Origin of the sequence: Enterobacter sp. 120016 (assembly GCF_018383635.1) — a bacterium.
Classification (GTDB): Bacteria; Pseudomonadota; Gammaproteobacteria; order Enterobacterales; family Enterobacteriaceae; genus Enterobacter; species Enterobacter asburiae_D.
Genome location: NZ_JAHAWC010000007.1, coordinates 192,288 through 216,926, shown reverse-complemented (window position 1 = coordinate 216,926; position 24,639 = coordinate 192,288). Strand labels below are relative to the sequence as shown.

The 24,639-nt window shown below is 58.0% G+C and carries 24 protein-coding genes; 19 read left to right on the top strand and 5 right to left on the bottom strand.

Annotated features, from left to right (window positions below):
* Positions 1 to 215: 215 nt before the first annotated feature.
* The 3 genes from lsrR to KIF87_RS12805 all read left to right on the top strand — a co-directional run bounded on the left by lsrR (position 216) and on the right by KIF87_RS12805 (position 5,006).
* The gene (lsrR, locus tag KIF87_RS12815; RefSeq protein WP_010435856.1) at positions 216 to 1,184 is read left to right on the top strand and encodes a transcriptional regulator LsrR; all 969 of its coding nucleotides are present in this window, start codon (positions 216 to 218) and stop codon (positions 1,182 to 1,184) included.
* Between the two features lie 34 nt (positions 1,185 to 1,218).
* Complete coding sequence (gene lsrK / locus KIF87_RS12810) at positions 1,219 to 2,799, top strand: autoinducer-2 kinase (protein WP_213328912.1); 1,581 nt, start codon at positions 1,219 to 1,221, stop codon at positions 2,797 to 2,799.
* A 185-nt stretch (positions 2,800 to 2,984) separates the two neighbouring features.
* A complete protein-coding gene (locus KIF87_RS12805) occupies positions 2,985 to 5,006 on the top strand; it encodes an NADPH-dependent 2,4-dienoyl-CoA reductase (protein WP_213328911.1) in 2,022 nt (673 codons plus the stop codon).
* Between the two features lie 120 nt (positions 5,007 to 5,126).
* On the opposite strand, the gene rlmG is transcribed toward KIF87_RS12805, so the two are convergent.
* On the bottom strand, positions 5,127 to 6,263 hold the full coding sequence (gene rlmG, locus KIF87_RS12800) for a 23S rRNA (guanine(1835)-N(2))-methyltransferase RlmG (protein ID WP_213328910.1): 1,137 nt from the start codon (positions 6,261 to 6,263) through the stop codon (positions 5,127 to 5,129).
* Between the two features lie 83 nt (positions 6,264 to 6,346).
* On the opposite strand from rlmG, the gene KIF87_RS12795 reads away from it, so the two are divergent.
* The 4 genes from KIF87_RS12795 to sstT all read left to right on the top strand — a co-directional run bounded on the left by KIF87_RS12795 (position 6,347) and on the right by sstT (position 10,617).
* Positions 6,347 to 6,850, top strand: coding sequence for a YgjP-like metallopeptidase domain-containing protein (locus tag KIF87_RS12795; RefSeq protein ID WP_213328909.1), 504 nt, complete (start codon positions 6,347 to 6,349; stop codon positions 6,848 to 6,850).
* A 70-nt stretch (positions 6,851 to 6,920) separates the two neighbouring features.
* Positions 6,921 to 7,919 (top strand): Gfo/Idh/MocA family protein, encoded by a 999-nt coding sequence (locus KIF87_RS12790; protein WP_213328908.1) that lies wholly within the window; start codon positions 6,921 to 6,923, stop codon positions 7,917 to 7,919.
* Between the two features lie 250 nt (positions 7,920 to 8,169).
* Entirely contained in the window at positions 8,170 to 9,138 is a 969-nt protein-coding gene (locus KIF87_RS12785; protein ID WP_032650327.1) for a TerC family protein, read from the top strand.
* A 237-nt stretch (positions 9,139 to 9,375) separates the two neighbouring features.
* Positions 9,376 to 10,617 carry a serine/threonine transporter SstT gene (gene sstT / locus KIF87_RS12780; RefSeq protein ID WP_213328907.1) on the top strand — a complete coding sequence of 414 codons (1,242 nt, stop codon included), beginning with the start codon at positions 9,376 to 9,378 and terminating at the stop codon, positions 10,615 to 10,617.
* Positions 10,618 to 10,709: 92 nt separating this feature from the next.
* Here the strand turns inward: sstT and KIF87_RS12775 are convergent, their stop codons facing one another.
* A complete protein-coding gene (locus tag KIF87_RS12775) occupies positions 10,710 to 12,197 on the bottom strand; it encodes a UxaA family hydrolase (protein WP_213328906.1) in 1,488 nt (495 codons plus the stop codon).
* Between the two features lie 17 nt (positions 12,198 to 12,214).
* Complete coding sequence (uxaC, locus tag KIF87_RS12770; RefSeq protein WP_213328905.1) at positions 12,215 to 13,627, bottom strand: glucuronate isomerase; 1,413 nt, start codon at positions 13,625 to 13,627, stop codon at positions 12,215 to 12,217.
* Positions 13,628 to 14,103: 476 nt separating this feature from the next.
* Between uxaC and KIF87_RS12765 the strand changes: the two genes are divergently transcribed.
* The 11 genes from KIF87_RS12765 (at position 14,104) to KIF87_RS12715 (ending at position 21,486) form a co-directional block, all read left to right on the top strand.
* Positions 14,104 to 15,402 (top strand): MFS transporter, encoded by a 1,299-nt coding sequence (locus KIF87_RS12765; RefSeq protein WP_159514971.1) that lies wholly within the window; start codon positions 14,104 to 14,106, stop codon positions 15,400 to 15,402.
* 196 nt (positions 15,403 to 15,598) lie between these two features.
* Positions 15,599 to 16,375 carry a transcriptional regulator ExuR gene (exuR, locus tag KIF87_RS12760; protein WP_023309288.1) on the top strand — a complete coding sequence of 259 codons (777 nt, stop codon included), beginning with the start codon at positions 15,599 to 15,601 and terminating at the stop codon, positions 16,373 to 16,375.
* A 344-nt stretch (positions 16,376 to 16,719) separates the two neighbouring features.
* Positions 16,720 to 17,382, top strand: a complete 663-nt coding sequence (gene yqjA / locus KIF87_RS12755; RefSeq protein ID WP_023309289.1) for a DedA family general envelope maintenance protein YqjA — start codon at positions 16,720 to 16,722, stop codon at positions 17,380 to 17,382.
* 2 nt (positions 17,383 to 17,384) lie between these two features.
* On the top strand, positions 17,385 to 17,768 hold the full coding sequence (mzrA, locus tag KIF87_RS12750) for an EnvZ/OmpR regulon moderator MzrA (protein WP_121424730.1): 384 nt from the start codon (positions 17,385 to 17,387) through the stop codon (positions 17,766 to 17,768).
* Between the two features lie 142 nt (positions 17,769 to 17,910).
* On the top strand, positions 17,911 to 18,279 hold the full coding sequence (locus KIF87_RS12745) for a DUF1090 domain-containing protein (protein WP_213328904.1): 369 nt from the start codon (positions 17,911 to 17,913) through the stop codon (positions 18,277 to 18,279).
* Between the two features lie 31 nt (positions 18,280 to 18,310).
* The gene (locus KIF87_RS12740; RefSeq protein WP_008503141.1) at positions 18,311 to 18,616 is read left to right on the top strand and encodes an ElaB/YgaM/YqjD family protein; all 306 of its coding nucleotides are present in this window, start codon (positions 18,311 to 18,313) and stop codon (positions 18,614 to 18,616) included.
* Position 18,617: 1 nt separating this feature from the next.
* On the top strand, positions 18,618 to 19,010 hold the full coding sequence (locus KIF87_RS12735) for a phage holin family protein (RefSeq protein ID WP_023333540.1): 393 nt from the start codon (positions 18,618 to 18,620) through the stop codon (positions 19,008 to 19,010).
* Positions 19,011 to 19,012: 2 nt separating this feature from the next.
* Positions 19,013 to 19,309 carry a YqjK-like family protein gene (locus tag KIF87_RS12730; RefSeq protein ID WP_213328903.1) on the top strand — a complete coding sequence of 99 codons (297 nt, stop codon included), beginning with the start codon at positions 19,013 to 19,015 and terminating at the stop codon, positions 19,307 to 19,309.
* Between the two features lie 253 nt (positions 19,310 to 19,562).
* Positions 19,563 to 19,955, top strand: a complete 393-nt coding sequence (locus KIF87_RS12725) for a DoxX family protein (RefSeq protein ID WP_023309292.1) — start codon at positions 19,563 to 19,565, stop codon at positions 19,953 to 19,955.
* A gap of 71 nt (positions 19,956 to 20,026) precedes the next feature.
* Positions 20,027 to 21,013: a glutathione S-transferase family protein gene (locus tag KIF87_RS12720; RefSeq protein ID WP_213328902.1), complete on the top strand. Its 987-nt coding sequence runs from the start codon at positions 20,027 to 20,029 to the stop codon at positions 21,011 to 21,013.
* 107 nt (positions 21,014 to 21,120) lie between these two features.
* Positions 21,121 to 21,486: a DUF805 domain-containing protein gene (locus KIF87_RS12715; RefSeq protein WP_029739660.1), complete on the top strand. Its 366-nt coding sequence runs from the start codon at positions 21,121 to 21,123 to the stop codon at positions 21,484 to 21,486.
* A 41-nt stretch (positions 21,487 to 21,527) separates the two neighbouring features.
* Here KIF87_RS12715 and KIF87_RS12710 read toward each other — a convergent pair whose 3' ends face one another.
* Positions 21,528 to 22,430 carry a LysR family transcriptional regulator gene (locus tag KIF87_RS12710; protein WP_213328901.1) on the bottom strand — a complete coding sequence of 301 codons (903 nt, stop codon included), beginning with the start codon at positions 22,428 to 22,430 and terminating at the stop codon, positions 21,528 to 21,530.
* 104 nt (positions 22,431 to 22,534) lie between these two features.
* On the opposite strand from KIF87_RS12710, the gene KIF87_RS12705 reads away from it, so the two are divergent.
* The gene (locus tag KIF87_RS12705) at positions 22,535 to 23,236 is read left to right on the top strand and encodes a pirin family protein (protein WP_023309295.1); all 702 of its coding nucleotides are present in this window, start codon (positions 22,535 to 22,537) and stop codon (positions 23,234 to 23,236) included.
* Positions 23,237 to 23,316: 80 nt separating this feature from the next.
* Here the strand turns inward: KIF87_RS12705 and KIF87_RS12700 are convergent, their stop codons facing one another.
* On the bottom strand, positions 23,317 to 24,621 hold the full coding sequence (locus tag KIF87_RS12700) for an L-cysteine desulfidase family protein (protein ID WP_213328900.1): 1,305 nt from the start codon (positions 24,619 to 24,621) through the stop codon (positions 23,317 to 23,319).
* Between the last annotated feature and the right edge of the window lie 18 nt (positions 24,622 to 24,639).

Below are 24,639 nucleotides of genomic sequence, written 5' to 3'. Positions count from 1 at the left end.
CATCGCTCCGCTATTGAACAAATGATTTTTAGATTTAATAATGTTCAAAAGCGTAGACGGTGAACTATATTTACAACCGTGCAGGGATCACAGTTTTATCGATTGAGATACAGATAAACCAGAAACGATCTAAAAGATCCGTTTTGCCGCGTGGCTCACACTTTCCGCCCGCGCCATCACGAACATATGATCTAAATTTTTATAAGAGTTCAACTATGAGCGATAAACGCACTGCGGAAGAAGGACGGTTTGCCGGGCTGGCACTGGCGGAAGAGGAGCTGGTTGCGCGCGTGGCCTGGTGCTACTACCACGACGGGCTGACCCAGAACGACATCGGCGAGCGGCTCGGGCTGCCGCGCTTGAAGATTTCTCGCCTGCTGGAGAAGGGCCGTCAGTCCGGGGTGATCCGCGTGCAGATCAACTCCCGCTACGAGGGCTGCCTGGCGCTGGAGACCGAGCTACAGCAGCGCTTTGGCCTGAAGCTGGTGCGCGTGATGCCCGCGTTAAATACGCCGCCGATGAACGTGCGGCTCGGCATTGGCGCGGCGCAGTCGCTGATGGGCGTACTGGAGCCCGGCCAACTGCTGGCGGTGGGGTTTGGTGAAACCACCATGAGCAGCCTGCAGCACCTGAGCGGCTTTATCAGCTCGCAGCAGATCCGCCTGGTGACGCTCTCCGGCGGCGTCGGGCCCTATATGACCGGTATCGGCCAGCTGGATGCGGCCTGCAGCGTCAGCATGATCCCCGCCCCGCTTCGCGTGTCATCCGCCGAGGTGGCCGGGATCTTAAAACGCGAAACCAGCGTGCGGGACGTGATCCTCGCCGCCACAGCCGCCGACGTGGCGGTGGTCGGCATTGGGTCGGTGAACCAGCGCCGTGACGCGACGATACTGCGTTCCGGCTATATCAGCGAAGGTGAACAGCTGATGTACGCCCGCAAAGGGGCGGTCGGCGACATTCTCGGCTATTTCCTCAATGCCGAAGGGGAATGCGTCGAGGAGCTGGAGATCCATAAAGAACTGCTGGGCGTCACGCTCGATGAACTGGCGCAGCTGCCCACCATCGTTGGCGTGGCCGGAGGGGAAGAGAAAGCCGATGCGATTTATGCCGCACTGAAGGGTCGCCGTATCAATGGCCTGGTGACGGAGGAGACGACAGCCCGCGCGGTGTTGGCCCTGACGTAACGGGGTTGCCCTGCGCTAACAATGAGGCAAGCTCATGAGTTACCTTTTAGCGTTAGATGCAGGGACAGGCAGCGTTCGCGCCGTTATTTTCGATTTACAGGGCAACCAGATTGCCGTCGGCCAGGCCGAGTGGAAGCACCTGAGCGTGGAGAACGTGCCGGGGTCGATGGAGTTCGACCTCGAGACCAACTGGCAGCTGGCCTGCCGGTGCATTCATCAGGCGCTGGAGCGCGCGCGCCTGAGCGCGGCGGACATTCAGTCCGTCGCCTGCTGTTCCATGCGCGAAGGGATCGTGCTATACGACCGCAACGGCGAGGCCATCTGGGCCTGCGCCAACGTCGACGCCCGCGCCAGCCGCGAGGTGGCCGAACTCAAAGAGATCCACGACGACCGTTTTGAATCCGAAGTGTATGAAGTTTCCGGCCAGACGCTGGCGCTGAGCGCCATGCCGCGCCTGCTGTGGCTGGCGCACCATCGCCCGGATATTTATCGCAAGGCCGCGACCATCACCATGATCAGCGACTGGCTGGCGGCGAAGCTCTCCGGCGAGCTGGCGGTCGACCCGTCTAACGCGGGCACCACCGGCATGCTCGATCTCTTCTCCCGCGACTGGCGTCCGGCGCTGCTCGACATGGCCGGGCTGCGCGCCGATATCCTCTCCCCGGTGAAAGAGACCGGCACCGTGCTGGGCGCTATCACCAAAGAGGCCGCGCAGCAGAGCGGCCTGCGCGAAGGCACCCCGGTGGTGATGGGCGGCGGCGACGTACAGCTGGGCTGTCTGGGGCTGGGCGTGGTCCGCGCCGGGCAAACGGCGGTGCTGGGCGGCACCTTCTGGCAGCAGGTGGTGAACCTGCCGCAGGTGCGCACCGACCCCGAGATGAACATCCGCGTGAACCCGCACGTTATTCCCGGCATGGCGCAGGCGGAGTCGATCAGCTTCTTTACCGGGCTGACCATGCGCTGGTTCCGCGACGCCTTCTGCGCGGAGGAAAAGCTGATTGCCGAGCGGATGGGGATGGACACCTACTCCCTGCTGGAAGAGATGGCGAGCCGCGTGCCGGCAGGCTCCCACGGGGTGATGCCGATCTTCTCCGACGCGATGCATTTTAAGCAGTGGTACCACGCCGCGCCGTCGTTTATTAACCTCTCCATCGACCCGGAAAAGTGCAACAAAGCGACGCTGTTCCGCGCCCTGGAGGAGAATGCGGCCATCGTCTCGGCCTGTAACCTGGCGCAAATTTCGCGCTTCTCCGGCGTGACGTTTGAAAGCCTGGTGTTTGCGGGCGGCGGGGCTAAGGGCGCCCTGTGGAGCCAGATCTTAAGCGACGTCACCGGCCTGCCGGTGCGCGTGCCGGAAGTGAAAGAGGCGACGGCGCTCGGCTGCGCCATTGCGGCAGGTGCGGGCGCGGGGCTGTTTGCGGATATGGCTTCGATGGGCGAGCGGCTGGTGAAGTGGAGCCGCGAGTTCACGCCGAACCCGCAGCACCGCGAGCTGTACGACGGCATGATGCAGAAATGGCAGGCGGTGTACGCCGACCAGCTTGGGCTGGTGGACAGCGGGCTGACGACGTCGATGTGGCAGGCACCGGGGCTAGTGCGCGCAACGGCGCCGTAAAAAACGCCGGATGGCGCTGCGCTTATCCGGCCTACGGTTTTGTAGCCCCGGTAAGCGCAGCGCCACCGGGGAAGTTCTTTGAGATCTATCACAATCATTCGATCCCGCTTTTACCTTTCCGCTGCCGCTGGCTAAATTATTAACTCATCCGACCACATAACAATAATTTTACACTGGAAGAGACTATGAGCCGCTACCCGTCGTTATTCGCCCCTCTCGATCTGGGGTTCACCACACTCAAAAACCGCGTGTTGATGGGGTCGATGCACACCGGGCTGGAGGAGCATCCGGACGGGGCCGAGCGTCTGGCAGCCTTCTATGCCGAGCGCGCCCGCCACGGGGTGGCGCTGATTGTCACCGGCGGCGTGGCCCCTGCACCTTCCGGCGTGGGCATGGAGGGCGGCGCGGTCCTGAACGATGCGTCACAGCTGCCGCACCACCGCATTGTGACCGACGCGGTACACCGCGAGGGCGGTAAAATCGCCCTGCAAATCCTGCACACCGGACGCTACAGCTATCAGCCGAACCTGGTCGCGCCGTCGGCTCTTCAGGCACCGATTAACCGTTTTAAACCTCACGCCCTGACCCACGATGAGATCCTGGCGCTAATCGACGACTTCGCCCGCTGCGCGGCGCTGGCCCGCGAGGCGGGCTACGACGGCGTTGAGGTGATGGGCTCAGAAGGCTACCTGATCAACGAGTTCCTCGCCGCCCGCACCAACCAGCGCGACGACGAATGGGGCGGCGACTATGCCCGCCGGATGCGCTTTGCCGTGGAGGTGGTGCGCGCGGTGCGCGAACGTGCGGGCGCGGACTTTATTATCGTCTTCCGCCTGTCGATGCTCGATCTGGTGGAAGGCGGCGGGACGTTCGACGAAACCGTGCAGCTGGCGCAGGCGATTGAAGCCGCAGGCGCCACGATTATCAATACTGGGATTGGCTGGCACGAGGCGCGCATCCCTACCATCGCCACGCCGGTGCCGCGCGCGGCGTTCAGTTGGGTAACGCGGAAGCTGAAAGGCAAAGTGTCTGTTCCGCTGGTCACCACTAACCGCATTAACGATCCGCAGGTGGCGGACGATGTGATCTCACGCGGCGACGCCGATATGGTGTCGATGGCGCGCCCGTTCCTCGCGGATGCCGAACTGCTGTCCAAAGCGCAAAGCGGCCGTGCGGACGAGATTAATACCTGCATCGGCTGTAACCAGGCCTGTCTGGATCAGATCTTCGTCGGCAAGGTCACCTCCTGTCTCGTCAACCCGCGCGCCTGCCATGAAACCAAAATGCCGGTCGTTCCGGCGGTCAATAAAAAACGCCTGGCCGTGGTGGGCGCAGGCCCGGCGGGGCTGGCGTTTGCGGTAAATGCCGCCTCGCGCGGGCACAGCGTGACGCTGTTTGATGCGCTGGCGGAGATTGGCGGGCAGTTTAATATCGCCAAGCAGATCCCCGGCAAAGAGGAGTTCTATGAAACCCTGCGCTACTACCGCCGGATGATCGAACTTACAGGCGTCGAGCTGCGGCTTAACCAGTTTGTCAGCGCGGCGGATCTGATCGGTTTCGATGAGGTGATCCTGGCGAGCGGGATCGTACCGCGCCTGCCGGCGATCGAGGGTATCGATCATCCGAAAGTGCTGAGCTATCTGGATGTATTGCGTGACAAAACGCCGGTTGGCGAGAAGGTGGCGATTATCGGCTGCGGCGGGATCGGTTTTGATACCGCCATGTATTTAAGCCAGCCGGGCGAGGCCACCAGCCAGAACATTGCCGAGTTTTGCGTGGAATGGGGTATCGACACCAGCCTGAGCCAGTCCGGCGGATTGCGCCCGGAAGGGCCGCAGCTGCCGAAAAGCCCGCGCCAGATCGTGATGCTGCAGCGTAAGGCCAGCAAGCCGGGCGAAGGGCTGGGCAAAACCACGGGCTGGATCCACCGCGCCACCCTGCTCTCACGCGGGGTGAAGATGATCCCGGCGGTCAGCTACCAGAAGATCGACGACGAGGGTCTGCACGTCACGATCGGCGGCGAACCGCAGCTGCTGCGCGTGGATCACGTCATTTTATGTGCCGGGCAGGAGCCGAAGCGCGATCTGGCGGATCCGCTGCGCGAAGCAGGTAAAACGGTGCATTTGATCGGCGGATGCGACGTGGCGATGGAGCTGGACGCGCGGCGGGCAATTGCGCAGGGAACGAAGTTAGCTCTGGCGATCTAGGGCATTGCCGGGCGGCCAAGGTAAAAGCAAAACGGCAACCCAGTTGCCGTTTTTAGTGTTTGCTCCCTCTCCCTGTGGGAGAGGGTTGGGGTGAGGGCATCAGGCCACACATACCCAATCTTACCGACGACGTCCCAGCTTCACCGCTTTCAGCACCACGAACTTGTTATTGGTCGCAACGGTGACGCAGTTGCCGAAAATCTTCTTCAGCTTGTGGAAGTAGTCCAGGTGGCGGTTCGCCACGATGTACAGCTCGCCGTTGATTTTCAGGCAGCGGCGCGCGTGGTGGAACATCTCCCACGCGACGTTATCCGTCAGGGCGTGCTTCTGGTGGAACGGCGGGTTGCAGAACACCGCGTTGAAGCGGAACGGCTCTACGCCAGACAGCGCGTTGTTGATCATAAACTCACAGCGGTCCAGCGCTTCCGGCATGTTGGTTTCCACGTTCAGACGGCTGGAGGCCACCGCCATTGGCGACTCGTCGCTGAACACCACGCTGGCGTCCGGGTTCTTCGCCAGCAGCGTCAGGCCAATCACGCCGTTACCGCAGCCTAGATCGACAATCTCACCTTCCAGATTTTCCGGCAGATGTTCTATAAAGAAACGCGCCCCGATATCCAGCCCGGTGCGGGAGAAGACGTTCGCATGGTTGTGGATGGTCCAGTCGGTGCCTTCCAGCTTCCAGCTCAGGGTCTCCGGCGCGTCGGCCAGCTCCGGCGCGCTGAAGGTACAGTTGATCAGGCGCGCTTTTTTCCAGGCCAGCGTCGTGGTGGTCGGCCCGAGGACTTTCTCGAACAGCTCCAGCGTCGAGGTGTGAATATCGCGCGCTTTGGCACCCGCGATGATGCGCGTTTCAGGCGTCACGACCTTACGCAGCGCGCGAAGCTGTTGCTCCAGCAGCGCCATGGTTTTTGGCACTTTGATCAGCACCACGCCCGGCGCCTGCGGGTAGTCCGCGGTGCTGTCGAGGAACTTCACGCTGGACTCTTCGATGTCGTTATGGCGCAGGTTTTCACGCGTCGCCAGCTCGCTCAGGTAGGAATCGCCGATGCTGTAAGGCGTGTGTTCCGCCAGGGCGCAGCCCAGCGCGCCAAAGGCGTCATTCAGGATCAAAACCGGGCCGCGGATTTCAGTCTCATCCAACTGCTGCAGCAGATATTCATCCGCAGCTTCCCACGCCATGAGCGGGTTAACGTCGTCCGTTTCCGGGAAACGTTTAAGGTTGAGTGAACGGAAACCGTTGTCTAAGTGGCTCATCGGCCCTCCTGAATGGTAAAATTTGGCGTATCCCTGAAAAGGGTGCGTGAGTATACCCGTTTTATTGTCGATTTGGGGCGTTGATGAACCAACTTACTTATCTCCAGGGCTATCCGGAGCATTTACTGACTCAGGTTCGCAGCCTGATTGCCGAGCAGAAGCTCGGCGCGGTGCTGGAAAAACGCTATCCCGGCACGCACGATTTCGCGACCGATAAGGCCCTCTGGCAGTATACGCAGGATCTGAAAAGCCGGTATCTGAAGAGCGCGCCGCCGATCAACAAGGTGATATACGACAACAAGATCCACGTGCTGAAAAACGCGCTCGGCCTGCACACCGCCATCTCCCGCGTGCAGGGCGGCAAGCTGAAGGCGAAGGCCGAAATCCGCGTCGCGACGGTGTTCCGTAACGCGCCGGAAGCCTTTCTGCGGATGATCGTCGTCCATGAGCTGGCGCACCTGAAAGAGAAAGAGCACGACAAAGCGTTCTATTCCCTGTGCTGCCACATGGAGCCGCAGTACCACCAGCTGGAGTTTGATACCCGGCTATGGCTTACGCATTTATCGTTAAATGGTAATGCGGAATAGCGCACGCGAATTGTCATGATGACGTGCTACAGTGGCTAAAGGTTCCCCGCTACGGAGTACGTAAACGTTTATGATACGTTTCGCAGTCATTGGTACGAACTGGATCACACGCCAGTTCGTCGACGCCGCCCACGAAACCGGCAAACTTAAACTCACCGCAGTCTATTCCCGCAGCCTTGAGCAGGCGCAGAGTTTTGCTAACGACTATCTCGTTGAGCATCTCTTCACCTCGCTTGATGAGATGGCGCAAAGCGACGCCATTGACGCGGTGTATATCGCCAGCCCGAACTCCCTGCACTTCCCGCAGACAAAGCTGTTTCTCAGCCACAAAAAGCATGTGATTTGCGAGAAGCCGCTGGCTTCAAATATCCAGGAAGTGGAAGCGGCCATTGCGCTTGCCCGCGAAAACCAGGTGGTGCTGTTCGAAGCGTTCAAAACCGCCAGCCTGCCGAATTTCCTGCTGCTGCAGCAGTCCCTGCCGAAAATTGGCAAAGTGCGTAAAGCCTTTATCAACTACTGCCAGTACTCGTCGCGCTACCAGCGCTACCTGGACGGCGAGAACCCGAACACCTTTAACCCGGCCTTCTCGAACGGCTCGATTATGGATATCGGCTTCTACTGTCTGGCCTCCGCCGTGGCCCTGTGGGGCGAGCCGCACGGCGTAACGGCCACCGCCAGCCTGCTGGAGAGCGGCGTGGATGCGCACGGCTTAGCGGTGCTGGACTACGGTGATTTCAGCGTCACGCTGCAGCACTCCAAGGTGAGCGATTCCGTGCTGCCGAGCGAAATTCAGGGCGAGGCGGGCTCGCTGGTTATCGAGAAGATCTCCGAGTGCCAGAAAGTGAGCTTTGTGCCTCGCGGCGGCAAAGCGCAGGAGCTGACGCAGCCTCAGCATATTAACACTATGCTCTATGAGGCAGAGGTCTTCGCCCGTCTGGTGGAAGACAACGAAGTGAATCACCCTGGCCTGGCGGTGAGCCGCACCACGGCGAAGCTGCAAACGGAGATCCGCCGCCAGACCGGCGTGGTGTTCCCGGCAGACGGCGTAGGCGCGGAAGCTATCGCGTAAAGCTGTGTAATGAAACGGCGCAGACCATTGACGAAACCAATGGTCTGACATATTTTGTTACCTGCAAAGGGGAGTAACTTCTTCGCCGGTGGATCGTCATTACGATGCGTTAAACACGCATCCGGTCGCCGGGCAACCCTCGTGGTTGTAAGTGAGACCTTGCCGGAAGGCGAGGTCTATGCATAAAAAGCTAACGGCTATCGTCTTCTGACCATGGCCGTTTTTGTTTTTTATGTGTAAGGAAAATAGTATGCATTCTGTCGGCACTCCAATGTTGTGGGGCGGATTCGCGGTTGTCGTGCTCATCATGCTGGCGATCGACCTCTTTTTGCAGGGGCGTCGCGGCGCACACGGCATGAGCATCAAACAGGCTGCGGCCTGGTCTCTGGTGTGGGTCACCCTCTCCCTGCTGTTCTGTGCCGCCTTCTGGTGGTATCTGGCCTCGACCGAAGGCCGCGCGGTGGCCGATCCTCAGGCGCTCGCCTTCCTCACCGGCTATCTGATTGAAAAAGCCCTGGCGGTCGATAACGTCTTCGTCTGGCTGATGCTGTTTAGCTACTTCGCCGTGCCTGCTGCCCTGCAGCGCCGCGTGCTGGTTTACGGCGTGCTGGGTGCCATTGTTCTGCGTACCATTATGATCTTCGCCGGCAGCTGGCTGATTACCCAGTTCGAATGGCTGCTGTACGTCTTCGGCGCGTTCCTGCTGTTCACCGGGGTCAAGATGGCGCTGGCGAAAGAGGACGGCTCCGCGATTGGCGATCGCCCGCTGGTGAAGTGGATCCGTGGGCATCTGCGCATGACCGACAAGATTGAGAGCGAGCACTTCTTCGTGCGCAAGAACGGCCTGCTGTTTGCAACCCCGCTGCTGCTGGTGCTGATTCTGGTTGAGCTGAGCGACGTAATTTTCGCGGTGGACAGCATTCCGGCTATCTTCGCGGTGACAACCGACCCGTTCATCGTCCTGACCTCAAACCTGTTCGCCATCCTCGGCCTGCGTGCGATGTACTTCCTGCTGGCAGGCGCGGCGGAGCGCTTCTCGATGCTGAAGTACGGTCTGTCGGTGATCCTGGTGTTTATCGGTATCAAGATGCTGATCGTCGATTTCTACCATATCCCGATCGCCATTTCGCTCGGCGTGGTGTTTGGCATTCTGATCGTGACGCTGATTATCAATACCTGGGTTAACCGCCAGCACGATAAGAAGCAGCAGGTGGAGTAAAACGGTCGGTGCGGGCTGATGCCCTCACCCCGGCCCTCTCCCACAGGGAGAGGGTGAACACACATTTGTAATGCAGTAGTTAAAAAACATGATGCAACACGTAAAATCCAGCATTTTACGCTTCCCTCCGAAGACACTTTCCCTATACTCGACCAGGCAAACATGTACTTACATCCGGACATAAATGTGACTTAGAGCACATCCGGGATGGAACGCAATTTCACTTAAGGAATCCCCATGACCGCATCTTCGTCTGGTCTGTTTGCGCGTCTGTCGCGCGGCAGCCTCGTTAAGCAAATACTGGTTGGCCTTGTGCTCGGCATCGCGCTGGCACTGATCTCGAAACCTGCCGCCGAGGCCACCGGCCTGCTCGGCACGCTGTTCGTCGGCGCGCTGAAAGCGGTCGCGCCGGTTCTGGTGTTGACCCTGGTGATGGCCTCAATCGCCAACCACCAGCAGGGGCAAAAAACCAATATTCGCCCGATTCTGTGGATGTACCTGCTGGGTACGTTCTCCGCCGCGCTGACGGCGGTTATCGTTAGCTTTATCTTCCCTTCCACGCTGCAGCTGACCACCGGCGCAACCGACATTACGCCACCTGCGGGCATTGTTGAGGTGATGCACGGCCTGCTGATGAGCATTGTGGCAAACCCGATTCACGCGCTGATCAACGCCAACTATATCGGCATTCTGGTGTGGGCGGTGGGCCTGGGCTTTGCCCTGCGCCATAGCAATGACACCACCAAAAACCTGATCACCGACGTTTCTAACGCCGTGACCTTTATCGTGACGGTGGTGATCCGCTTCGCACCGATTGGTATTTTTGGTCTTGTCGCCTCGACGCTGGCAACGACCGGTTTTGGGGCCTTGTGGGGCTATGCCCAACTGCTGCTGGTTCTGATCGGCTGTATGGCCGTGGTGGCGCTGGTGATTAACCCGCTGCTGGTGTTCCTGCAGACCCGCCGTAACCCGTACCCGCTGGTGCTGATGTGCCTGCGCGAAAGCGGCGTGACCGCCTTCTTCACCCGCAGCTCTGCGGCGAATATTCCGGTCAACATGTCGCTGTGTGAGAAGCTGAATCTGGACCGCGATACCTACTCCGTCTCAATCCCATTGGGGGCGACCGTCAATATGGCGGGGGCGGCAATTACCATTACGGTGCTGACGCTGGCGGCGGTCAATACGCTGGGTATCCCGGTGGATCTGCCAACGGCTCTGCTGCTAAGCGTCGTTGCTGCGCTCTGTGCCTGCGGCGCATCCGGCGTGGCGGGCGGTTCCCTGCTGCTGATCCCGCTGGCGTGTAATATGTTCGGCATCCCGAACGAGATCGCCATGCAGGTAGTTGCGGTGGGCTTTATCATCGGCGTATTGCAGGACTCCTGCGAGACGGCGATTAACTCCTCCACCGACGTGATGTTCACCGCCGCCGTATGCCAGGCGGAAGACGCGCGTTTAGCGAAGAACGCCCTGCGAGGTTAACAGCAAAACGGCAACCCTGAGGTTGCCGTTTTTAGTGTTTGTACCCTCTCCCCGTGGGAGAGGGCCAGGGTGAGGGCATCAGGCCGCACCGATTAAAGCGTCACACCGCTTTTAAAAATCGCCAGCTCGCGGAAATCGTTCTTCTCGTTGCAGGTCTGCCTACCGTTAGCAAATTCCACGATAGCGTCCACGAACTCCGTCAGCAGCTGCGGCATCGCTTTGCCGTGGATCAGCTGGCCCGCATCAAAGTCGATCCAGTGCTTTTTCTTTGCCGCCAGCTCGCTGTTGGTGGCGATTTTCACCGTCGGCACAAAACCGCCGTACGGCGTACCGCGCCCGGTGCTGAACAGCACCATATGGCAGCCGGCACCCGCCAGCGCGCTGGTGGCGACCGCATCGTTGCCCGGTGCGCTCAGCAGGTTCAGACCGTGCGTTTTCAGGCGCTCGCCGTAGCGCAGCACGTCCACCACCTGGCTCGCGCCCGCTTTCTGAGTGCAGCCGAGGGATTTCTCTTCCAGCGTGGTGATCCCCCCCGCCTTGTTGCCCGGCGACGGGTTCTCATAAATCGGCTGATTGTGGGCAATGAAGTACTGTTTGAAGTCGTTCACCATGGTGACGGTCTTCTCAAACGTCTCTTCGTCGCGGCAGTGGCTCATCAGAATACGTTCCGCGCCGAACATTTCCGGCACTTCGGTCAGCACCGTGGTGCCGCCGTTGGCAATCACGTAGTCCGAGAAACGGCCGAGCATTGGGTTAGCGGTGATCCCGGACAGGCCATCAGACCCGCCGCACTCCAGCCCAAACTTCAGCTCGCTCAGCTTGCCCGGCTCGCGCCTGTCGTGGCGCATTACGTCGTACAGCTGATGAAGCTGCTCAATGCCCGCTTCCACTTCGTCGTCCTGATGCTGACACACCATAAAATGCACGCGCTCAGGGTCGAATTCCCCCAGCGTTTCGCGGAAGGCGTCCACCTGGTTGTTCTCGCAGCCCAGACCAATCACCAGCACCGCGCCCGCGTTCGGGTGACGCACCATGTTTTGCAGCATGGTGCGGGTATTGATGTGGTCGTCGCCGAGCTGCGAGCAGCCGTAGGTGTGGCTGAACAAATGCACGCCGTCAGTGCCTTCGGCATCGTTGGTCTCTTTCAGAAAACGCGTCTGGATCTGACGCGCAATCCCATTCACGCAGCCGACGGTCGGGAGGATCCACAGCTCGTTGCGGATCCCCACCTCGCCGCTGGCGCGACGGTAGATCTGCACCTCACGATCTGCCGCCTGCCCGGCTTCCGCCTGGAAATCAGGTTGATAGCTGTACTCGTCCAGATCGCTCAGATTGGTGCGGGTATTGTGGGAGTGAATATATTCACCCGGCGCAATATCCGCCAGCGCATGACCGATGGGCAAACCGTACTTCACCACGTTCTCCCCTTTCGCAATGGGGATCAGGGCAAACTTGTGTCCACGCCCAATAGCCTGGCGCAACGTGACCGACTGACCGTCGAACGTGACGCTCGTTCCTTCGGTCAAATCAGCCAGCGCGACGGCAACGTTATCCAGCGAATGGATTTTGATGTATTGCATATCAACCTCAAACGGCCTTAGTTCAGTTCAATGGCGAAGTAGTCACGCGCATTGTTAAAGCAGATGTTTTTCACCATTTCGCCCAGCAGCTGGATATCCGCTGGCGCTTCGCCCGCGTGCACCCAGCGGCCAATCATCTGGCACAGAATGCGGCGGAAGTATTCATGGCGGGTATAGGACAGGAAGCTGCGGCTGTCGGTCAGCATGCCGACAAAGCGGCTCAGCAGGCCCAGCTGCGCCAGCTGCGTCATCTGACGCTCCATGCCGTCCTTCTGATCGTTGAACCACCAGCCGGAACCGAACTGCATCTTGCCCGGCATCCCTTCGCCCTGGAAGTTGCCGACCATGGTGCCCAGCACTTCGTTATCGCGCGGGTTCAGGCAGTACAGGATGGTTTTTGGCAGCAGGTTTTGTTCGTTCTGTTTGCTCAGCAGTTTGGACAGCTCTTCCGCCAGCGGACGGTCGTTGATGGAGTCAAAGCCCACGTCGGCACCGATCAGCTTGAACTGGCGCTGGTTGTTATTGCGCAGCGCGCCGATATGGTACTGCTGTACCCAGCCGCGACGCGCGTATTCCGCGCCGAGGAATACCAGCACCGCCGTTTTAAACTGCGCCACTTCGTGCTCGCTCAGGCCTTCGCCGGAGAGACGACGCGCAAGGATGCTGTCCAGCTCGGCTTCGTTTGATTCCGCAAACAGCACCACGTCCAGCGCGTGGTCAGACACTTTACAGCCGTGCGCCGCGAAGTGATCCAGACGTTTGGTCAGCGCGGTTTGCAGGTCAGCGAAACGACGGATGTCGGTATCCGACGCTTCCGCCAGCTTCGCCATGTAATCGGTGAAGGTGGCCTGCTCAATGTTGAAGGCTTTGTCCGGGCGCCAGCTTGGCAGCACTTTGATATCAAAAGAGGTGTCTTTGGCGACAACGGCATGATGTTCCAGGGAGTCGATCGGATCGTCGGTGGTGCCCACCATCTTCACGTTCATCTGCTTCATGATGCCGCGCGCGGAGAAGTTATCCTGCGCCAGCAGCGCGTTGCAGCGATCCCAGATTTCATCGGCGGTCGCTGGGGAGAGCAGTTTGCCGGTGATGCCAAACGGACGGCGGAGCTCAAGATGCGTCCAGTGATAGAGCGGGTTGCCGATGGTGTGCGGAACGGTCGCCGCCCAGGCGTCAAACTTCTCGCGGTCGGTCGCATCGCCGGTACACAGGCGCTCGGCAACGCCGTTGGTGCGCATGGCGCGCCATTTGTAGTGGTCACCCTTCAGCCAGATGTCATACAGGTTTTTGAAACGGTAATTTTCGGCAACCTGCTGCGGCGGTAAATGGCAGTGGTAGTCGAAAATCGGCTGGTCTTTTGCGTAGTCGTGGTACAGGCGGCGAGCAAATTCGGTATCTAACAGAAAATCTTCGGTCATAAACGGCGTCATTATCGTCTTCCTCATTACGGGAGCGTCAGAAAGCGTATGTTCATATGCTGCAAAGTTATCACACCAATTTCCACCCACCGAAGCTTTTTTCGTGAGTGAGATCAATAAACGTCAACAAATAAATTACCCTCAATGGAGTAAACCCTTCCGCAACCCCCGCCATTACTGGCTTTGCGCGCAACGATTAATGTCCCCACAAAGAATCATACATTTGTGATGTCACTCACCTTTTAAAGTTGTATGACAAGTTATCTTTTCGCCGTCGCAAACTATAAGCCGACGGAATGCATTACCGGTGTGAGAGACATCGGGTTTAGCGGTACGGATACCGACTTATGCACGCTTACTTATGGCAAGGTTCGGGCCGTTCCGGGACATGCTCCCGGTTACGCCCCTCCCGTTACACAACTGCTCCCGGAAACGGTTGAGAGGTTGCCGTGCTCTGGCGCGGAAATAACATAACGATGAGGTTTTAGATGCGTAAAATTAAAGGGTTACGTTGGTATATGATCGCACTGGTGACGTTAGGCACCGTGCTGGGCTACCTGACGCGTAACACCGTGGCAGCAGCAGCGCCAACGTTGATGGAAGAGCTGCATATCTCCACGCAGCAATACTCCTACATCATTGCCGCCTATTCCGCGGCTTATACCATCATGCAGCCTGTTGCGGGCTATGTGCTGGACATTCTCGGTACCAAAATCGGTTATGCCTTCTTCGCCATCGCCTGGGCGGTGTTCTGCGGTGCAACCGCGCTGGCAGGCAGCTGGGGTGGACTGGCGCTGGCTCGCGGTGCGGTCGGTGCGGCTGAAGCCGCAATGATCCCGGCGGGTCTGAAGGCCAGCTCCGAGTGGTTCCCGGCGAAAGAGCGTTCCATTGCGGTCGGCTACTTCAACGTAGGCTCGTCCATCGGGGCCATGATTGCGCCGCCGCTGGTGGTGTGGGCTATCGTGATGCACAGCTGGCAGATGGCGTTCATCATCTCTGGCGTGCTGAGCTTTGCCTGGGCGATGGCGTGGCTGATTTTCTACAAACACCCGCGCGATCAGAAAAAGCTCTCCGAAGAAGAACGCGAATACATCATTGGCGGTCAGGAAGCGCAGCATCAGACCAACAACGGCAAAAAAATGACCGTCTGGCAGATCCTGGGCACCCGTCAGTTCTGGGGTATCGCCCTGCCGCGTTTCCTGGCTGAACCGGCCTGGGGTACCTTTAACGCGTGGATCCCCCTGTTCATGTTTAAAGTCTACGGCTTTAACCTGAAAGAGATCGCGATGTTCGCCTGGATGCCAATGCTGTTCGCTGACCTGGGCTGTATCGTGGGCGGCTACCTGCCACCGCTGTTCCAGCGCTGGTTTGGGGTGAACCTGATTGTTTCCCGTAAGTTGGTCGTCACCATGGGCGCGCTGCTGATGATCGGCCCTGGCATGATCGGCCTGTTTACCAGCCCGTACATCGCCATTGCTCTGCTGTGCATCGGTGGCTTTGCGCACCAGTCCCTGTCCGGCGCGCTGATTACGCTCTCGTCTGACGTCTTTGGTCGTAACGAAGTGGCAACCGCAAACGGCCTGACCGGCATGGCCGCCTGGACCGCGAGCACCATGTTTGCACTGGTGGTCGGCGCGCTGGCGGATACCATCGGCTTCAGCCCGCTGTTCGCGGTGCTGGCGATCTTCGACCTGATGGGTGCGGTGGTTATCTGGACGGTGCTGAAAAGCAAATCGGCAGAGGAGCTGGCGAAAGAGTCCCTCGGGAAACCGGCTACGCAGAGTTAGCATGTTGTGCCGGGAGCCGGGTGGCGGCTTCGCCTGACCCGGCCTACACCATCCAACGAAACCGTAGGCCGGGTAAGCGCAGCGCCACCCGGCATTTAAAGGCCGCTCAGTAGCGGCTTTTTTAATGGCAAAATCTGGAGAGTGGCACGCAAAAGTGGTATAACAAATCATCTGCCGTACCCTGCCTGGAGCGCATATGGAAATCACCGAACCACGTCGTTTATATCAACAACTTGCTGCGGAGCTGAAAGATCGCATCGAGCAAGGGGTCTATCTTGTCGGTGATAAACTTCCCGCCGAGCGCTTTATCGCGGATGAAAAAAGCGTGAGCCGCACCGTGGTGCGTGAAGCGATTATCATGCTGGAAGTGGAAGGCTACGTTGAGGTACGCAAAGGCTCCGGCATTCACGTGATTTCTAATCTGCCGAAACACTCTCCCGTCGCGGACGAAAGCCTGGAATTCGCCAGCTATGGCCCGTTTGAGCTGCTCCAGGCTCGCCAGCTGATCGAAAGCAACATTGCTGAGTTTGCGGCGACGCAGGTGACCAAGCAGGACATCATGAAGTTGATGGAGATCCAGGAGAACGCCCGTAAGGAAAAATGTTTCCGCGATTCAGAGTGGGATCTTCAGTTCCACGTTCAGGTCGCACTGGCAACCCAAAATACGGCCCTGGCGGCAATCGTTGAAAAAATGTGGACTCAGCGCGTTCACAACCCGTACTGGAAAAAACTGCACGACCATATCGATTCCCGTACTGTCGACAACTGGTGTGACGATCACGACCAAATCCTTAAGGCGCTGATTCGTAAAGATCCGCATGCCGCCAAGCTGGCGATGTGGCAGCACCTGGAAAACACCAAGCAGATGCTGTTCAACGAAACCAGCGATGACTTCGAATTTAACGCTGACCGCTATCTTTTTGCCGATAATCCCGTTGTTCATCTCGATACGGCATCCAGTGCCGCAAAATAGATGACCTTTCTGCTGGCAGGCGCTACGTTGCGCCTTCCGGCTCACATGGGTAAGCAAAACATATATAGTGTCAGCCTTTGTAAATCCCCTCGCTCACTTCCTGGGCTTACGCCAAAATCAACTCACCCCTGCAAATTCTGTGACGCAGAACGTTGGGCTTTGTTACAATTGGATTCAATTCCTTATTTTGTAAGTTAGTGCTTGCTAACCAGCCAATTAACAGGGAACAGTGTTGGCCACACCGCAATGTGTCCGCGAGCGACCATAATGAAATCACAACAATGTCGCCGTGCTGTTTGTCCCGGATAACAGGCGTGACGTTAACCGATTTCCAGGAACACTGAATGGAACTTTTGACCCAACTACTGCATGCCCTCTGGGCGCAGGATTTTGAAACGCTGGCCAACCCTTCCATGATTGGCATGCTCTATTTCGTCTTGTTTATGATCCTGTTCCTTGAGAACGGTTTGCTGCCTGCTGCCTTCCTGCCCGGTGATAGTTTGCTGGTGCTTGTCGGCGTGCTGTGTGCCAAAGGGGCGATGGCGTTTCCACACACCATTTTATTACTGACCGTTGCGGCCAGCCTCGGCTGCTGGGTGAGCTATATCCAGGGAAGATGGCTGGGCAATACCCGGATCGTCCAGAACTGGCTCTCTCACCTTCCCGCGCATTATCACCAGCGGGCGCACCACCTGTTCCATAAGCACGGGCTTTCCGCGCTGCTGATTGGCCGCTTTATCGCCTTTGTTCGCACCCTGCTGCCCACCATTGCCGGTCTGTCGGGCTTGAGCAGTGCGCGCTTCCAGTTCTTTAACTGGATGAGCGGCCTGCTATGGGTGCTTATTCTGACGACGCTGGGCTATGCACTGGGTAAAACGCCGGTCTTTATGAAATATGAAGATCAGCTGATGTCCTGCCTGATGCTGCTGCCCGTGGTTCTGCTGGTCTTCGGCCTGATTGGCTCACTGGTTGTCCTGTGGAAAAAGAAATACGGAGCCAGAGGCTGACGATGGTTATCTCACCGCTCGCTCTGCGCCGTTTTGCTTTTGCCATGATTACACTGGTGGTACTCAGCGCCCTGCTGCTGGCATGGAGCGCGCTTTCGCATCAGGAATCGACGCTGGCCATCCGCCCGGTAAACCAGGGTGCCAGCGTGCCTGACGGTTTTTCCGTCTGGCATCATCTGGATGCGAACGGGATCCGCTTTAAGAGCATCACCCCGCAGGACGATGTTTTACTGATCAAGTTTGATTCCCGTGCGCAAAGTGCCGCCGCGAAAGTGGTGCTAGACCGTACGCTGCCGCACGGGTATATCATTGCTCAGCAGGAAGATGAGAGCCAGCCTGCGGCCTGGCTCTCATTGATTCGCGATACGTCGCATCGGTTTGGATAACTTCCAGGATTCCGAATCTTTTCACTCACTTTGGTGAATCCCCCGTTTACTTACTATGCTTAAGTACGCGGAGCACCCCTCGATGTACTCCGCATAACTTTGGATAGCGGCTTATGCCGCCACACAATGGAAGGTTTCGATAATGAAATTCCGCATTACTCTGGCTCTGGCCCTTTTTTCTTTAAGCACAGCATCCTTCGCAAACTCTCTCTGTCAGGAGAAAGAACAGGATATTCAGCGTGAGATCGGTTATGCCCAAAAGCATAACAATCAGCACCGTGTTGATGGTCTTAAAAAAGCGCTGAGCGAAGTGAAAGCGAACTGTTCAGACAGTAAGCTTCGTGCCGACCACCAGAAGAAAATCGCTGAACAGAAGGACGAGATAGCCGAGCGCCGTCGCGACCTGCAGGAAGCGAAAGAGAAAGGGGATGCGGAAAAAATTGCTAAGCGCGAGAAGAAGTTGAAAGAAGCGCAGGATGATCTGAAAGCGCTGGAAGCTCGCGATTATTGAGTTAACGGAAATCTCAACAGGAGAGAGAATCATGTCAAAAGATACGACGTCTGAACATCTGCGCGCTGAACTGAAATCCCTGGCCGATACCCTTGAAGAGGTGCTGAACTCCTCTGCTGACAAGTCAAAAGAAGAGGTCAGCAAACTGCGCAGCAAGGCGGAGCAGGCGCTGAAAGAGAGCCGCTATCGCCTGGGTGAAACCGGTGATGCACTGGCGAAACAGACCCGCGAAGCGGCTGCGCGCGCGGACGAATATGTGCGTGATAATCCATGGACGGGTGTAGGGATTGGTGCCGCAGTGGGTGTGGTACTGGGTGTCCTTCTGACGCGTCGTTGATATGGAAGATCCTCGTCACGCACAAGGGCCTGCTAACAACGTCCTCGGCATCGGCCAGCGTATTTTAACGACGCTGGTCGGGATTGCCGAAACGCGCGTCCGGCTGGCAGTGGTCGAGCTGGAGGAGGAGAAAGCGAACCTCTTCCAGATGCTGCTGATGCTCGGGCTGACCATGCTCTTCGCCGCGTTTGGTCTGATGAGCCTGATGGTGCTAATCATCTGGGCCATTGATCCGCAGTATCGTCTTAACGCGATGATTGCCACCACCGTCGTTCTGCTGGTCGCAGCGTTGATAGGCGGTATCTGGACGCTGCGTAAAGCGCGCAAATCCACTTTCCTGCGCCATACGCGTCAGGAGCTGGCGAACGATCGCGCCCTGCTGGAGGATGACTAGCCGTGAGCGGTAAAGCCGAACGTCAAAAGCGAAAAGCGTACCTGTTAAGCCAGATCCAGCAGCAACGGCTGGATCTGTCTGCCAGTCGTCGCGGCTGGGTTGACGCGACGCGACGGTTTGACCGGGGCTGGAATACCGTCCTGAGCCTGCGTTCCTGGGCGCTGGTCGGCAGCAGCGTGATGGCTATCTGGTCCGTTCGTCATCCGAATATGCTGATCCGCTGGGCCCGTCGTGGGTTTGGTGCCTGGAGCGCCTGGCGTCTGGTGAAAGCCACGATCCGTCAGCAGCAGTTACGGTGATAAAAGCAAAACGGTAACCCTGGTTACCGTTTTTTGTTTTTGCGCCCTCTCCCTGTGGGAGAGGGTTGGGGTGAGGGCACCAGCGCGCACGCCCCCTTACTCAATATCTTTGAATTAGATTGACAGTTTTCCTTGCTAACAATTGCCACCCGCCCCGTTTATGATGCTCTCCATCGACAGCAATACCGCGGTATCTACCCGGAATTGCAGACAAATAAAGTTCAGCCGCTCATGTGGTTTCCTGGAGAGTAAAATGAAAAAATTAGAAGATGTTGGTGTACTGGTCGCGCGTATTCTGATGCCAATTCTGTTCATCGTGGCAGGTTGGGGAAAAATCACCGGTTATGCGGGTACCCAGCAGTATATGGAAGCCATGGGCGTTCCGGGGTTCCTGCTGCCGCTGACCATTCTTCTTGAGTTCGGCGGCGGCCTGGCAGTCCTGTTCGGCTTCCTGACCCGTACCACCGCGCTGTTTACCGCAGGCTTCACCGTGCTGACGGCGTTCATCTTCCACAGCAACTTTGCGGAAGGCGTGAACTCTCTGATGTTCATGAAAAACCTGACCATCGCGGGCGGCTTCCTGCTGTTGGCCGTCACTGGCCCGGGCGCATACAGCATCGACCGCGTTCTGAATAAGAAATGGTAAGCACGCTATACTGAATGAACACAAAGCGAGGAGACATCTCCTCGCTTTTGCTATCTGACGGAGGAGAAAAAATGGGACAACTCGTAGACGGCGTATGGCAGGATGTCTGGTATGACACCAAATCCACCGGAGGTCGCTTCAAGCGCTCTGTTTCGGCCTTCCGTAACTGGCTGACCGCCGACGGCGCGCCAGGCCCGAGCGGCGAAGGCGGCTTCGCGGCTGAGAAAGACCGTTATCATCTTTATGTTTCGCTTGCCTGCCCGTGGGCACACCGCACGCTGATTGTGCGCAAGCTTAAAGGTCTCGAATCCTTAATTCCGGTTTCAGTCGTGAACCCGCTGATGCTGGAAAACGGCTGGACGTTTGACAGTGATTTCCCTGCGGCGACCGGCGACGATCTTTACCACCACGATTTCCTTTACCAGCTCTATCTGCGCGCCGATCCGCACTACACCGGGCGCGTTACCGTGCCGGTGCTGTGGGACAAGAAAAACCAGACGATTGTCAGCAATGAGTCTGCGGAAATCATCCGCATGTTCAATACCGCGTTTGACGCGCACGGCGCCCGTGCCGGAGATTACTATCCGGTTGAGCTGCGTGAGAAAATTGACGAGCTGAACAGCTGGATTTACGACAACGTCAACAACGGCGTCTACAAGGCCGGTTTCGCCACTAGCCAGGAAGCGTATGACGAAGCGGTTGGAAAGGTGTTTGAATCGCTGGAGCGTCTGGAACAGCTCCTGGGCAAGCATCGCTACCTGACGGGCGATCGCCTGACGGAAGCGGACATTCGCCTGTGGACCACGCTGGTTCGCTTTGATCCGGTCTATGTCACCCACTTTAAGTGCGACAAGCACCGCATCAGCGATTACCTGAACCTGTATGGCTTCCTGCGCGACATCTACCAGATGCCGGGTATTGCCGACACGGTCGACTTCGACCATATTCGCACCCACTATTTCCGCAGCCACAAAACCATCAACCCGACGGGCATTATCTCCATTGGGCCGTGGCAGGATCTGGATGAACCTCACGGGCGCCACGTCCGTTTTGGATAAATATTAAGGGCATCAATGGATGCCCTTTTTTAATTCACAATCTCCATCTATCCTTACTTTGATTGCTTAGAAAACAAGTGATTGACCGACTATTGAGGCAAGGAAAAATGGACTGGTATTTAAAAGTACTGCGCAACTACATTGGATTTGGTGGCCGTGCCCGCCGCAAAGAGTACTGGATGTTCGTTCTGGTGAACTTCATCCTTATCATGGTGCTGGGTATTGTGGATAAAATTCTCGGCTGGGAGCGGGCTGGCGGTGAAGGCGTGCTGACCACCATTTATGGCCTGTTGGTCCTGCTGCCATCATGGGCGGTACTGTTCCGTCGACTGCACGATACCGATCGTTCAGCGTGGTGGCTATTGCTGCTGTTGATCCCGATTATTGGCTGGATCGTGATTTTGATCTTCAACTGCCAGAGCGGGACGCCGGGCGAAAACCGCTTTGGTCCCGATCCTAAGATCGGCGCGTAAAATAACGCCCGGTGGCGCTTACGCTTACCGGGCCTACTCGTTTATTTATTCTGGTGGGCGAAGAGTTTAGGTATTTCGCGCAGGCACCACGATTTGGCTTCGCCCATGCTGTCGCGACGCCACGCCATAATGATATCCACCTCGTGGCTATATTCCGGGCTGACAACGCGCAGCCGCCCCTCAGCAATGTCTTTTTCCACAAACGGGTACGGCATGGTCGCCACGCCCAGACCTGCCAGCAGCGCCTGCCGTTTGTCTTCCAGCGAGGTCACCGTCAGACGAGGCTGCTTATCCAGCAGCTGCACCGTTAGCACCGGACGCTCGCGCGCGGTATCCGCCACCGCCACGCCGCGATACTTCACCCGCGTTACCTCCGAGAGCGGCTCCGGCTCCTGATGAATCGGGTGATTGGGTGCAGCAACGTAGACGTTCATCACGCTGTAAAGCTTGCGCGAGTTGATTTCTGATGAGGAACGGAAGTGCATGTCCGGCGCAATGACGATATCCGCCCTGCCCGTTTCCAGACGTTCCCACGCGCCTGCCAGCACCTCGGTGATGATTGACAGCTGCGTATTGGCCTTCGCCGCCAGGCGGTCCACCAGCGGGAACAGCGCTTCAGTCGGCACCAGCGCTTCCGTCACCAGCGTCAGATGGGTTTCCCAGCCGCGCGCCAGCGCTTCCGCGTCCGTCGTGAGCTTGTCCGCCGCTTCCAGCAGCACGCGGCCGCGCTCCAGCAGCATTCGCCCCACGTTGGTGAATTTTGTTCGATGACCGGAGCGGTCAAACAGCACCACGTCCAGCTCTTCCTCCAGCTTCTGCATGGTGTAGCTTAGCGCAGACGGAACGCGCCCCAGCTCATCTGCCGCCGCCGCAAAACTGCCGCGCCGGTCAATCGCGTCCATGACGCGAAGCGCCTCAAGCGTCAATGCTCTCTCTTTAGCCATCTCGTTCTCATTCAGGAAATTTGAACATACCGGGCAGAATATCTGGCTAACAATGCAGCGTCCATACCTTTACCATTGTTTTAGTGTAAAGAGAGGTCAAGTTTATGATTACGACAAGAACAGCTAAACAGTGCGGACAAGCCGATTTCGGTTGGCTGCAGGCCCGCTACACCTTTTCCTTTGGACACTACTTTGACCCTAAACTCCTCGGTTACGCTTCATTGCGCGTGTTGAACCAGGAAGTGCTCGCCCCGGGCGCCTCCTTCCAGCCGCGTACGTACCCGAAAGTCGATATCCTGAACCTGATCCTGGAAGGCGAGGCAGAATACCGCGATAGCGAGGGCAATCATGTCCAGGCAAAGGCTGGCGAAGCGTTGTTAATTTCCACGCAGCCGGGCATTAGCTACAGCGAGCATAACCTCAGCAAAGACAAAACGCTGACCCGCATGCAGCTGTGGCTGGACGCCTGCCCTGAGCGGGAAAATCCGCTGGTACAGAAGTTAGATTTAACGGGTGATAAGCAGCAGCTGATTGCATCGCCGGACGGCAGTAAAGGTAGTCTGCAGCTGCGTCAGCAGGTGTGGCTGCACCATATCGAGCTGAAGAAAGGTGAACAGGCGAGCTTCCAGCTTCATGGTCCGCGCGCCTATTTGCAGTCTATTCACGGTACGGTGCATGCGGTGACGCACACGGAAGAGAAAGAAGCGCTCACCTGCGGCGACGGGGCGTTTATTCGTGATGAAGCGAATATCACCCTGGTGGCGGATACGCCGCTGCGCGCGCTGCTGATTGATTTGCCGGTTTAAGATAAACACGCCCCCTCGCTCGATCGGTTCCCTCTCCCTGTGGGAGAGGGTTAGGGTGAGGGGTAACGGGTTGGATTAAATCACAACACCTTACTCGCCATAATCTCAATAATCTGCCGGTCCGTTTCCTGCATTGAGCGGCACGCCAGCGCGCACAGGTTTGCAATTGACTGCTCCACATCGTGCGCCACAATCCCCTCGTTGCCCGTTACGGCAGAGTCATCCAGTGCCATCATCACCGCTTTCCAGGCGCTACTGACGCTGGTTGAGACCTTCATGGCGCAGCTGTTAGATGCCCCGTCGCAGATCATCCCGCTGACGTCACCGATCATACTGCCTATCGCCATTGAAATGGTCTGGTAAGAACCGCCCATCAGCCACGCCATCCCCGCCGCAGCGCCCATCGCTGCCGTTGTCGCCGCACACAGCGCCGACAGCCGCGGAAGCTGGACGTGGATATAGATAGCCGAAAGATGGGACAGCATCAGCGCCCGCGCCAGCCGTTCGTCGTCAGCCTGAACGTGTTCAGCCACGACCACCACCGGCATAGTGGCGGCGATCCCCTGATTGCCAGAGCCCGAATTGCTCATCGCCGGCAGCGTCGCGCCGCCCATACGGGCATCCGAGGCTGCGCTGGTACGAATGACAATATCTGACCCCAGATCCTGCGCCATCCATCCGCGCGCGCGCTGCTTACTGAGCGTTGCGCCAATGTGCAACCCCCACTTCCCGCTGAGCCCTTCGCGGGAGAGCGCATCGTTCAACTGCCCTGCCTGCAGGATAAAGCGGATCGCCTCAAACGGCACCTGCTCAACAAATTCCAGGATCTGCGACAGCGTGGTAGTGGAAAGCACCGCCAGCGGATCGTCGTTCGTCTGGCACCGTTGATCGTCAAGCCTAAAGCGCGTTTCGCCCTGACAAACCACCTCCACCACTCGCGTATGCCCGCCAGCGATGGTCACCATTGCCGAGGTGTCCCCTGCATGAACACAGGCGCGCGAGTAAAGGATCTCATCGCACGGCGCCTGCAGTTTGACCTGCACCAGCCCCGCCTCAAGCAGGGCTTTGGCGCGTATCAGCGCATCGGCGGTGACATCTTTCAACACCTCCAGTCCGGCGTTGGCTTTACCGCCAGTCGCGCCCAGCGCCGCCGCAATGGGTAACCCGACCATCCCAGTACCCGGCACCGTTACGCCCAGCCCGTTTTTCATCAGGTTCGGCGATACCCACGCCTCTATTTGCGTGACCTCCCCCGGCAGAAGGTCTGCGGCCATCGCGCAGGCCAGCGCCAGAGATACGGGTTCGGTGCACCCAAGAGCAGGCTTCACTTCTTCCTGCACCGCGCGAATAAATTGATTCCATAAAGGATGAGTTTGCTTAGACATCGTTACGACCTTAATTAC

Coding starts and splice junctions, on each gene's coding strand:
- KIF87_RS12775 (WP_213328906.1), bottom strand. CDS start 12,197: ATGCAATACATCAAAATCCATTCGCTGGATAACGTTGCCGTCGCGCTG.
- yqjA (WP_023309289.1), top strand. CDS start 16,720: ATGGAACTTTTGACCCAACTACTGCATGCCCTCTGGGCGCAGGATTTT.
- KIF87_RS12745 (WP_213328904.1), top strand. CDS start 17,911: ATGAAATTCCGCATTACTCTGGCTCTGGCCCTTTTTTCTTTAAGCACA.
- KIF87_RS12785 (WP_032650327.1), top strand. CDS start 8,170: ATGCATTCTGTCGGCACTCCAATGTTGTGGGGCGGATTCGCGGTTGTC.
- KIF87_RS12735 (WP_023333540.1), top strand. CDS start 18,618: ATGGAAGATCCTCGTCACGCACAAGGGCCTGCTAACAACGTCCTCGGC.
- lsrR (WP_010435856.1), top strand. CDS start 216: ATGAGCGATAAACGCACTGCGGAAGAAGGACGGTTTGCCGGGCTGGCA.
- KIF87_RS12805 (WP_213328911.1), top strand. CDS start 2,985: ATGAGCCGCTACCCGTCGTTATTCGCCCCTCTCGATCTGGGGTTCACC.
- KIF87_RS12720 (WP_213328902.1), top strand. CDS start 20,027: ATGGGACAACTCGTAGACGGCGTATGGCAGGATGTCTGGTATGACACC.
- KIF87_RS12725 (WP_023309292.1), top strand. CDS start 19,563: ATGAAAAAATTAGAAGATGTTGGTGTACTGGTCGCGCGTATTCTGATG.
- KIF87_RS12765 (WP_159514971.1), top strand. CDS start 14,104: ATGCGTAAAATTAAAGGGTTACGTTGGTATATGATCGCACTGGTGACG.
- KIF87_RS12790 (WP_213328908.1), top strand. CDS start 6,921: ATGATACGTTTCGCAGTCATTGGTACGAACTGGATCACACGCCAGTTC.
- lsrK (WP_213328912.1), top strand. CDS start 1,219: ATGAGTTACCTTTTAGCGTTAGATGCAGGGACAGGCAGCGTTCGCGCC.
- mzrA (WP_121424730.1), top strand. CDS start 17,385: ATGGTTATCTCACCGCTCGCTCTGCGCCGTTTTGCTTTTGCCATGATT.
- KIF87_RS12795 (WP_213328909.1), top strand. CDS start 6,347: ATGAACCAACTTACTTATCTCCAGGGCTATCCGGAGCATTTACTGACT.
- uxaC (WP_213328905.1), bottom strand. CDS start 13,627: ATGACGCCGTTTATGACCGAAGATTTTCTGTTAGATACCGAATTTGCT.
- exuR (WP_023309288.1), top strand. CDS start 15,599: ATGGAAATCACCGAACCACGTCGTTTATATCAACAACTTGCTGCGGAG.
- rlmG (WP_213328910.1), bottom strand. CDS start 6,263: ATGAGCCACTTAGACAACGGTTTCCGTTCACTCAACCTTAAACGTTTC.
- KIF87_RS12705 (WP_023309295.1), top strand. CDS start 22,535: ATGATTACGACAAGAACAGCTAAACAGTGCGGACAAGCCGATTTCGGT.
- KIF87_RS12710 (WP_213328901.1), bottom strand. CDS start 22,430: ATGGCTAAAGAGAGAGCATTGACGCTTGAGGCGCTTCGCGTCATGGAC.
- KIF87_RS12715 (WP_029739660.1), top strand. CDS start 21,121: ATGGACTGGTATTTAAAAGTACTGCGCAACTACATTGGATTTGGTGGC.
- sstT (WP_213328907.1), top strand. CDS start 9,376: ATGACCGCATCTTCGTCTGGTCTGTTTGCGCGTCTGTCGCGCGGCAGC.
- KIF87_RS12740 (WP_008503141.1), top strand. CDS start 18,311: ATGTCAAAAGATACGACGTCTGAACATCTGCGCGCTGAACTGAAATCC.
- KIF87_RS12700 (WP_213328900.1), bottom strand. CDS start 24,621: ATGTCTAAGCAAACTCATCCTTTATGGAATCAATTTATTCGCGCGGTG.